This is a genomic window from Microbacterium xerophyticum, assembly GCF_053543555.1.
The window spans coordinates 759,950-770,268 of sequence record NZ_JBLVOB010000007.1 but is presented as its reverse complement, the minus strand read 5'-3'; the positions used below and the strand labels follow the sequence as shown (position 1 = coordinate 770,268).

Annotated in this window: 9 protein-coding genes; 8 read left to right on the top strand and 1 reads right to left on the bottom strand. The window is 67.8% G+C overall.

Features of this window, described 5'->3' with window-relative positions:
- On the bottom strand, positions 1 to 1,324 hold a 1,324-nt coding region (locus ACNPNP_RS15235), incomplete at its 3' end, for an FAD-dependent monooxygenase (protein ID WP_448966869.1).
- Positions 1,325 to 1,473: 149 nt separating this feature from the next.
- Between ACNPNP_RS15235 and ACNPNP_RS15230 the strand changes: the two genes are divergently transcribed.
- From ACNPNP_RS15230 to ACNPNP_RS15195, 8 genes are all read left to right on the top strand, one after another.
- Positions 1,474 to 2,187 (top strand): class II aldolase/adducin family protein, encoded by a 714-nt coding sequence (locus tag ACNPNP_RS15230; protein WP_448966868.1) that lies wholly within the window; start codon positions 1,474 to 1,476, stop codon positions 2,185 to 2,187.
- Positions 2,188 to 3,150: a TAXI family TRAP transporter solute-binding subunit gene (locus ACNPNP_RS15225; RefSeq protein ID WP_448966867.1), complete on the top strand. Its 963-nt coding sequence runs from the start codon at positions 2,188 to 2,190 to the stop codon at positions 3,148 to 3,150.
- Between the two features lie 37 nt (positions 3,151 to 3,187).
- A complete protein-coding gene (locus ACNPNP_RS15220) occupies positions 3,188 to 4,213 on the top strand; it encodes a hypothetical protein (RefSeq protein ID WP_448966866.1) in 1,026 nt (341 codons plus the stop codon).
- Positions 4,214 to 4,257: 44 nt separating this feature from the next.
- Entirely contained in the window at positions 4,258 to 5,337 is a 1,080-nt protein-coding gene (locus ACNPNP_RS15215) for a zinc-dependent alcohol dehydrogenase (RefSeq protein ID WP_448966865.1), read from the top strand.
- A gap of 277 nt (positions 5,338 to 5,614) precedes the next feature.
- Positions 5,615 to 6,712, top strand: a complete 1,098-nt coding sequence (locus tag ACNPNP_RS15210; RefSeq protein ID WP_448966864.1) for an ABC transporter substrate-binding protein — start codon at positions 5,615 to 5,617, stop codon at positions 6,710 to 6,712.
- Positions 6,713 to 6,739: 27 nt separating this feature from the next.
- Positions 6,740 to 8,515 carry an ABC transporter permease gene (locus ACNPNP_RS15205; RefSeq protein WP_448966863.1) on the top strand — a complete coding sequence of 592 codons (1,776 nt, stop codon included), beginning with the start codon at positions 6,740 to 6,742 and terminating at the stop codon, positions 8,513 to 8,515.
- Positions 8,515 to 9,606, top strand: coding sequence for an ABC transporter ATP-binding protein (locus ACNPNP_RS15200; protein ID WP_448966862.1), 1,092 nt, complete (start codon positions 8,515 to 8,517; stop codon positions 9,604 to 9,606). Before ACNPNP_RS15205 ends, ACNPNP_RS15200 begins: the two co-directional genes overlap by 1 nt.
- Before the next feature lie 17 nt (positions 9,607 to 9,623).
- Positions 9,624 to 10,286 (top strand): MBL fold metallo-hydrolase, encoded by a 663-nt coding sequence (locus tag ACNPNP_RS15195; protein ID WP_448966861.1) that lies wholly within the window; start codon positions 9,624 to 9,626, stop codon positions 10,284 to 10,286.
- Positions 10,287 to 10,319 lie beyond the last annotated feature (33 nt).

The window sequence follows — 10,319 nt, the reverse complement described above, 5'->3', positions numbered from 1 at the left end:
CGTCTTCGATGCCGACGCCGACGAGAGCCCAGCCACGCCCCAGCAGGTCGTCGAGGCGCACAGGCCGACGTCGGGCGAAATCGAAGACCTGGGGCTGGCCGATGGCCGTGCCGATGAGCGGATGCTCGGCCGGATCGGCGACGAGCCCCTTAATGATCCGAGGGGAGGGGCGGTACTGCATCCCCTCGAAGAAGGCGCGACCGTCCGGGGTCGCCAGTGCCTCCCGCACCACTCGGTCTCGGAAGCGGGCCAGGCGCTCGTTCGTGGTCATCACCACCCGGCCGAGGCGTTCCGAGCTGCGGATCACGGCGGCGGCGTGCGGTCGACGCTCCTGCTCGTAGGTGTCGAGGATCGTGTCATCGGCCCCGTCGCGCAGGACGGCCGCGAGCTTCCAGGTCAGGTTGGCCGCGTCGCGGATGCCCGAGTTGAGGCCCTGTCCGGCGAACGGCGGCATCATGTGCGCGGCGTCACCGAGCAGGAATGCCCGGCCCACGCGCCAGCGGTCGGCGTTCAGTCCGTGGAAGCGGTAAGCGACGGCGCGCTCGACCTGGGCGGGCGTGATCGTGCGGTATCTCGCCAGCAGTCGCTCGATGAGGGCGAACGGAGGCTCCGCCGTCGCCTCGCACTCGCCGGGGTGCAGATAGAACTCGTAGCGGCAGCGTCCGTGCAGGCCGGGGACGACGACGTGCGGACGGCCCGGATCTGCATGATGCATCCCGTACCGCTCGGTGCGGACGTCCTCGATGCAGTCGATCACGAGCCACACGTCCGAATGGCTGCGCCCGCTCATGGGGATATCGAGCAGCGCGCGCACGCGTGAGCGGCCTCCGTCGGCTCCGAGGGCGGCGGCGGCGCGAACCGAGGACTCACCCTTGGGGCCGACGACGAGAGCGATGACGCCGTCGTCATCCTGCTCGAGATCGATCAGCTCGGTCCCGAAGCGCACGTCGACCAGCGGATGCTCGTCGAGAGCAGTGCGCAGCACCCGCTCCAGGTCCGGCTGCGCGAAGGGATTCTTGAACGAGTAGCCGCCGCGGTACGGCATGGTGGCGCCACCGTGGAACAGCATCCTGTCGTCTGCGTCGTAGTACGTGGTTCCTGTGCCCGGGACGATGACCGGCAACACGCGGTCGACGATTCCGGCGCGCTGATACACGCGCAGCGACTCGTCGTCCAGGCTGATCGCCTTCGGATCGTCGGCGGTGGTGGTGTTCTTCTCGACGACTGTGACGGGGATGCCCTCTGCGGCGAGCAGGATCGCGGCGGTCATCCCGACGGGGCCCGCCCCGACGACGAGGACTCGCTTCTCCGACTCGTGCTGCATGTGCCGTGGCTCCTTCGTGCCGACAGTGGGGCTGAATGACGATCACACTACCGCACGTCCTGAAAAAGGGGAATATGGTCTTGTTTTGCAGGACAGCGTGTGATTGTCTCGTATTCAGTGAATTCCGTGACAAGCGAGAGGATGGCCTGATGGAGACGTCACCCCGAGAGACCGTCGCTGTCGCCACTCGCGCACTCGCGGCGGCCGGCCAGTCCGACCTGATCTGGGGGCATCTGTCCCTCCGCGACCCGGAAGGGCGCGGACTGTGGATGAAGGCCGCGGGCTGGGCCTTCGAGGAGGTCGACGCGTCCCGGGTGCTGCTCGTGGACTGGGATGGAGACGTTCTGGAGGGCGACGGCCGCGTGCACGTCGAGTACCACATCCACTCCGAGATCCTTCGGGCGCGGCGCGATGTGAACGCGGTCGCGCACACGCACGCCGAGGCGGCGAACGTCTTCTCCTCGCTCAACGTGCCTCTGCCCGCCATCTCCCACGACGGCGTGCTCTTCGCGGAGCCGCAGGTTCCCCGTTTCATGCAGACCGGCGACCTGGTGCGCGACGAGGCCCTCGGACGAGCGCTCGCCGACACCCTGGGCGATGCCCCTGCGTGTCTCATGCCGAAGCACGGCCTCGTAGCCGTCGGCACCGATGAGGGGGAGGCCGTGATGCGCGCCGTGCTGCTGGCGCGCGCCTGCCGGTCGGCCGTTCAGGCGATCGCAGCGGGCGGCCCGGTGGTGCGATCGGACGCGGCTGAGGTTGCGGCCAAGCGCGAGCACGCCTGGCCGGCGTCGCAGATCGCCGCCGGCTACGCCTACCTCCGTCGCCTCGCCGACCGCGGCGCCGATCCCGAGAGCGAGATCTGAATGGATGACATTCAACACCTGCGCATCCTGTGCCCCGGTCAGAACTTCATGACCATCGGCAGCCTGGTGGCCAACGGCATGGGCGGCTACCACGGAGCGCTTCCGGCGGGATCGACGATCTCCGCCGTGACCGGCACGCCGCCCTCGGCACTCGCCCTCGACGGCCCTCGGCTGGTTGCCGACGGCCAGTACGACTTCGGGATCACGACCCCGACGTGGATGCTCCGCCATGCACGCGAGGGCCTGGGCATCTTCGACGAGCCGCTCCCGCTGTGCGCGATCGCCGAGTTCCCGCACGATGACCGGCTCGCCCTCGCCGTGCGCAGGCAGACCGGCATGACCTCCATGCGTGAGATCGCCGAGCGTCGTCCTGCGTTGCGACTGTCGATGCCGACGCGCGATCAGGGGCATCCGGCGGGGTGGATCCTCGACGAGATCTTCCGGCTCTACGGATTCACCCAGGAGGACATCGCCGCGTGGGGCGGCGAGGTCCTTCGTGACCGGCCGCGCAACCAGAACTCGCCGGAATCGATCCCGGTCGACCCGACGTTCGACGCCGTCTTCGACGAGGCGATCATGACGCTGCGCTGGAAGCGGCTGACGGCCGACTACGACCTCGACTTCCTCGCCCTCGACGAGGAGGTCCTCGAATGGTGCGAGGAGCGGGCGATCCCCCGCGCCGTCATCGAGAAGGGCCGCTTCCCCGGGGTCGAGGCTGACGTTGCCACGATCGACTTCTCAGGCTGGGTGCTCTACTGCGCTGAGTCCACGCCCGATGACATCGCGGCGCTCGCCGTGCAGGCGCTCGAGGAGCAGACCGTGCTGATCAACCGGCGCTTCGAGGGTCCGACGCCGCCGATGACCAGCCCCCTCGACCTGTCGCGGGCAGCGCGGGTCGACGGCGTGCCCCTGCATCCCGGCGCCGAGCGCCACTACCGCGACCGCGGATATCTGAACGACTGACACGACGGCCGGCACCGGCCGAGATGAGGAGAAGGCGATGGCCATCGTCGAAGAGCACTGGAGCAGTTACCCGTTCGAGGCGGCGCCCAAAGTCTGGAAGCGCGACGAGTCGCTGCTCCTGGCGCCGTCACTGCCCAGCCGCAAGGTCCTGACCGACCACACCCCGATCCAGGTGATCCACTTCCCCGCCGAGTACGAGCCGGTGCCCATGGGGCATCCGCGACCGGTGTTCGAGAGCAGCTACCTGCGCCTCGAGTGGCAGACCATGCCCGATTCCCGGCAGCCCTTCTATCACCGCAACACCGACGTGGACGAGTTGTCGTTCCAGGTTTCCGGGGAGCGCACGCTCATCACCGACCTCGGCACCGTCGAGCTGCGCCCCGGCGATTACACCCGGATGCCGGTGGGCACAGCCCATGACAACTACGGGCGCGGCGACATCCACATCCTCTTCTACACGCCGGCACCGGTGACGGAGCTCGCGCCCTCGGATCGGCGCACCGAGGCGCTCATCCCCCCACGCGACTGGGAACCGGCCGTCGTCAACGAGCTCGTGACCGAGTGCTTGGGCGGCCCGGAGCACGACGTGGTGATGTTCCCGACGAACGAGCTCGACATCTGGGAGAACGCCCTGCGGACTGACGAGCGCCTCGAGATCCTCCGCGCCGACGGCGGTGAGACGGGCACCACCTGGCTGTATCGCTCTCCCCACATCATGATCGGCCAGACCCGCCTGTCGGGCGACCGCGGCGAGGTGTACGAGCGGCACCACGACTGCGAGGAGATCCAGTACCAGATCAGCGGCGAGCGGCTGCTAGTCACGCAGCGCGGCATGGTCCGGGTCGTACCGGGTGACTTCGTGCGCATCCCGATCGGGGTGGCCTTCACGAGCATTGCCCGCGGTGAGAGCACGCACATCCGGGTCTGCTCGGGGACGACCTACCTGCAGGAGATCGACGGTGTCATGTGCGTCCGCGCCCACGTGCCGCAGATCGCGGAATCCACGGGTGCGGCGACGCCGGTCGATCTCGCCGTGGTCGAGGCGGAGCGAGCAGGATTGTGAGCGCGGATGCCGGAGGCGTGGTTCCCGCGACGATGAGGGCCTGGGTGGCGGAATCGGCCTCGGACCCGATCCGCTTCGTGGAGCGCGCGGTGCCGGAGCCCGCCGCCGACGAGGTGCTGGTGAAGGTCGTCGCGGCGGGCATCTCGCCGATGATCCTGAAGCTGCTGCGACTCGGACGGTTCGGCCAGCTGCCCACGGTGATCGGCCACGAGGCCGCCGGGGTGGTTGTGAAGTCAGGTGGCGCAGCCAGCGAACCGCTGATAGGCCGGCGCGTGCGGGTGCATCCGATGCTCTCCTGCCGGTCCTGCGAATACTGCCTGACCGACCGTGAGCAGATGTGCGCTCAGACCGCCATGATCGGTGCGGCGGCGCACGGCTCGGGGCCGAACCCCGGGTACGAGCGGTACCACGACGGCGGGCTCGCAGAGTACGTGCGGGTGCCGATCTGGCTGATCGACGAGATCCCGGATCACGTCTCGTTCGAGGTCGCGGCGAAGCTGCACGACCTGGCCAACGCCTACCGCGCACTCCGCACAGCGTCCATCCCCGTGGGCGGAACGCTCGTGATCACCGCGGCGACCGGGGCGATGGCGACCGCCTCGCTGCTGCTGGCCCCTCACCTCGGAGTTGGGCGCGTCATCTTGGTCGGCCGTTCCGCCGAGCGCCTGCGCGCGGTGGCCGGGCTGCCGGTGAGGATCCCGATCGACAGCATCGCGTTCGATGAGCTGCCCGATGACTGGGAGCAGAGCGGGGCACTCACCCGACGACTCCGCGAACTCGCCCCGGACGGCCCGCACGCGGTCGTCGACTTCCTCACCGCCGGAGCGGGCGCCACGCAGGCGCTGCAGTCGCTGCGGATGGGCGGCAGCCTCGTCCATATGGGCGGCGGCCAGGCGCCAATCGACGTGCCGCTGCGCATCCTCATGAACAGCATGTGGAGCGTCATCGGATCCCGCGCATGCACCCGGGCCGACGTGGCGGCTGTGCTCCGCCTGATGGAGTCAGGTGCGCTCGACGCAGAGGCTCTCATCACGCACCGCTGGCCGCTCGCGGAAGCCGATCGCGCCTTCGCCACCCTCGAAGCCAGGGCCGAACCGATCTGGATGGGCGTGGTCGCCGGCTGAGGTCGACCGTACGCCGCTCCGCCGGTGAAGACTCACGCTGGAAGCAGCCCCGGACGGCAGAGCGTGGGAGGTATGCGGACGCGCCCCGGGCTGGCTCGCCTCCAGAGTGTGAAGATCGCTGCTGCACCAGAGCAAGAAAGGCGGAGAGTGTCGCGGTCAGCGACGACTTCGAAGAGGTGAAGCGCCGGAACGGATGCTTGCTTCCCGCGAGCCCGTCCCATAGAATGAAACTGGTGTTCTGCAAAGCGAGACACCAAACTCTCAAGGAGGAGAGATCATGAGAACACGCACCACCCGTTCTGCAGCAGCAATCGCCGGACTCGGCCTGATCGTCGCCCTCGCATCCTGCTCGGGCAGCCCTGCCCCGGCCGACACGTCCGGGGAGTCGGCTCCGGTCGAGAAGACAGAAGCCCTAACCGCACTCGTCGAAGAGGCGGAAGCCGAGGGAGCGCTCACCATCACATGGGCGCTGTTCCCCGACGCGGCCAGCACCAAACTCGCCGAGGCATTCAAGAAGGAGTACGACCTCGACATCCCTGTGCGGCTCGCATTCGAATCGAACATCGACACGCTCGCCGCCAAGCTCACCGAGGAGGCCGGAGCAGGGGTGAGCGCCTCGAGCGACCTCTTCCTGACCACCGCGGCCACGGCAGGCACCGTCGGCAACGATCTCATCGCGCCGCAGGACTGGGCGTCGTTCTCCCCCTGGAACGCGGACCTCGAGGCCGCCGCTGGCCAGTACATCGTCGTGGCGCATCAGTTCCCCGGCTTCATCTACAACATCGACCGGGTCGACGAAGGCGACCTGCCGAGCTCTGCCGATGACGTGCTGAAGATGGACGACTACGCCATCGCGAGCACCCCCTACGGTGCGAGCTTCAACACGCTCGCAGTCGGGATGGGCGGTACGGAGGCCGTGCTCAAGCACCTGTCGGAGTTCGCGCCCGCAGGGCTGATCAATTGCGGAGAGGTCGATCGCATCGCATCCGGCGAGTTCGACGCGATGTGGGTGGCCTGCGGGAAGTCCTACGTCGATGAGGGAGTGCGCGAGGGGGCTCCGCTCGGCTTCGTCACGCCGGAGGACGGCGCTGTTGCGAACTCCGTGTACGTCGGGGTACCGCAGAACTCCGCGCACCCGGCCGCTGCCGCGCTGTTCGCATCGTGGCTGAACACCTCGACCGCGCAGGGCATCATGTGGGACGGGATCGCGGTCGACAACGCGCTGATCGAAGGCACGCACAGCGCGGAGTACGTGGCGGAACTAGAGGACGAGGACATCGAACTCACCTTCGTCGACGTCGCCTTCGTGCTCGACAACGCCGACCTGTTCACCCGCGAGTTCAAGGGCGCGATCGTCGCGTCCCTGAAGCAGTAGTCCCAGCGGCCGAACAGGGACAGAGTGATGCATACAGACACCACGACGATCTCACAGGAGGCGCTCCGTGAACAGGAGCGCCTCCTACGGGGGACGGAACTCAAGCCGGAGCGCCGGAGCACGGCCGTCACCCGGTTCTTTATCGTGGTGGCCATGTTCCCGGTCGTCGGGATCATGGGCCTGCTGCTGGTCGTCTTCTCGCTGAGCATCCGCGAGAACGGCACGCCCAGCGGCGCGTTCACGCTGCAGAACTACGCCGCGCTCGTCACAGACCCCGCTCTGCTGGAGGTGGCGCTCAACACCGCGCTCTACATCGCGATCACCGCGCTGATCGCCCTCACTCTGGGCACCGTGCTCGCACTGATCGTCGAGCGGACGGACTTCGGACTCACCCGCACAGTGAATGGGCTCGTGCTGTTGCGCATCCTCATTCCCAGCTTCTTCACCGCCATGGGCTGGCTGTTCCTGCTGCATCCGCGGATCGGGGCGCTGAACATCTGGATCATGGATCTTTTCGGCCTTGAGGAGGCACCGTTCGACGTCTCCACGGTCGCCGGCATGGGATTCGTCGAGGGGCTCTCCCTCTCCGGGCTGGTCTTCATGATGGTGTCCGGGAGCCTGCGCAACATGGACGGATCGCTGGAGGAGTCGGCACGCACCGCCGGGGCGAACACGCTCACAGTCATCCGCCGGGTCACGTTGCCGTTGGTGACGCCAGCGCTGCTGAGCTCCTTCATGTTCGTGTCGACCATCGCGCTCTCCGCACTGGACGTGCCGCTCGTGCTCGGACTCGCCAATCGCACCCTCGTCTTCAGTACGTTCCTGTACCTGCAAGCGAATCCGGCCGGCGGGGTGACCGACTACGGGGTCTCGACGGCGTTCTCGGCGGTGCTGATCGTCGCCGCGATCGGACTCAGCCTCTGGTACATGCGTGTGCTCCGCTCGGGCAGCAAGTATCAGGTGCTCTCGGGCAAGGGGTACCGCCCGGCGCGCAACCGGCTCTCGCTGTCGGGACGGGTCGCGGCCGGCGTCTTCGTCCTCGCCTACTTCCTGCTCTCCATGGTGCTGCCGCTTCTCATGGTCATCTGGGCGTCGCTGCTGAAGTACCTCCGCCCACCCTCGATCGAGGCACTCGGCTCGATCACCCTCGCGAACTATCAGCAACTCAACTGGGACAGCCTGATCCGCGGATTCATGAACACCCTCCATCTTGCGATCGTCGCGCCGACGCTGGCCGTCGCCGTGAGCGTGGCGATCTCGTTCATCGTGATCCGCACGCGGCTGCGGGCGAGGTTCGCGTTCGACCTCGCCGCGTTCTTCCCCCAGGCCGTCCCGACGACGATCTTCGCGCTCAGCGCGATGATCACGGTCGTGTACTTCTTCAAGGGCTGGCTGTACGGCTCGATCATGCTGATCGCAATCGTGCTGGCTCTCGTGCAGGTGCCCTTCGCGAACCGCAACATCTCCGCGGCGCTCATGCAGATCCACCCCGAACTCGAGGAGTCCGCACGGATGTCGGGCGGAACAGTCCGTCAAGTGCTGCTGCGGGTGACCCTGCCGCTGCTAATGCCCACGATCCTCTACTCCTGGCTCTGGCTGGCGCTACTCGCCATGCGCGACCTCACCGTCCCCGCCCTCCTCGCCACACCCGACAGCGCACCCCTCGCGCTGGTGTCGTGGTCGCTGTTCCAAGGAGGCGCGATGGGCAGCGCCTCGGCTGTCACCCTGATCATGATCGTCGCGATGTCGCCCGTCGTGGCCGTCTATCTCGTCCTCACCCGCAAGAACGGAAGCGTACGCTGATGACCGAGACCACCTCGCTGCCCCTGAAAGTCGACGGTCTGCGAAAGACGTTCTCGTCGAAGACGGCCACTGTTCGCGCCATCGACGACGTGAGCTTCCGCATCGACGAGGGGGAGCTCTACACGCTCCTCGGTCCTTCCGGGTGCGGCAAGACGTCCACGCTCCGCTCCGTCGCAGGGCTCGAACACCCGGACGAGGGTGAAATCTCCATCGCCGGCCGCGTCGTGTGTCGGGGCAGACTCGCGGTCCCGTCCCACAGGCGCGGACTCGGCATGGTGTTCCAGAATTACGGCATCTGGCCGCACATGTCGGTGTTCGATAACGCGGCCTTCCCGCTGCAGGTGCAGCGCAACCGGCTGTCGCGGAAGGAGATCGCAGCGCGCGTCGAGGAAGCTCTCGCCGCGGTCCATCTCGAGGGGTTCGCCGGAAGAGCCGCGACGCAGATGTCCGGCGGCCAGCAGCAGCGCCTCGCCCTCGCCCGGGCACTGGTGAGCCGGCCGAAGCTGCTCCTGCTCGACGAGCCGCTTTCGAATCTCGACGCGAAGCTGCGTGAGGCGATGCGCACAGAGGTGATCAAGCTGCAGCGCGACCTCGGCATCGCCACCTTGTTCGTCACCCACGATCAGGACGAAGCACTCAGCATGTCGACCAGAGTGGCGGTGATGAACGCCGGCCGCATCGTGCAGGAGGGCAAGCCGCGCGAGATCTACCAGAACCCAGCCGACCGGTTCGTGGCCGACTTCGTCGGTCGTACCAACTTCATCGACGGCGTGGTGCGCGACGGCTGCGTCGAGACGACGGCGGGCACATTCACGACCGGGACCGCGCCGCATGTCGATGGGGACCGGGTCTCGGTCTCGGTCCGCCCCGAGGCCATCGGGGTCTCGACGAGTCCGCCGCAGGTGGGCACCGTCAATGTCGTCGAGGGGAAGCTGGTGCGTTCGATGTTCATCGGCGACCGCCTCGAGTGCCACGTGCGGGCCGCCGATCATCGCTGGTTGATCCGGGTCGACCCGTACCTCGAGATCGCGGACCAGCAGACCGTCTGGCTGCAGCTCCCGCCCGAGCGCATCACCGTTGTTCCCGCCTGACAGAGAAAGGCTCCGCCATGACTTCCGCATTGACCCTCACCCACCTCGGCCACTCCTGCGTGCTGATCGAGGCGCCGACCGCCGCCGGCAGCGCTCGCCTCTTGCTGGACCCTGGCACGCTCACGCCGGCGCTCTCGCCGATCCCCGATCTGGATGCGATCCTGATCACGCACGCACATCCTGACCACATCTCACCGGATCAGATCCGCGCGGCACGTGGCGCAGCGCAGGTTCCGCTCTATGGGGATGCCGCAGCGGTCGCGATCGCCGCGGACGCAGGCCTGGGCGATGCCCACGTGCTTGAACCCGGTTCGCAGCTGATCGCGGGTGTCGACGTCGATGTGACCGCCTGGGAGCACGAGACCATCTACCCGGGGCTCCCGCTCCCCGACGACTACGGCTATCGCATCGCAGGCCGGGTCTTCGCGCCCGGTGATGCCTTCGCGCGTCCCGACTTCGACGTAGAGGTCCTGTTGCTTCCGACCGGTGCGCCGTGGATGAAGCTCTCGGAGGCGATCGACTACCTGCGCGAGGTCGCGCCGCGCATCGTCATCCCGGTGCACGAGGGCGGGCTCGCCCCGGCTCACCAGCAGATGCATCGCGGCCTGATCGCGAAGTTCGCACCGGGGGGCACGACCGTGCTCACGCCCGCCCTCGGCGAGCCGGTGCGACTGCACTGATCCCGGTCGGCGAGCCTCTCCGGCCCGCCGCGG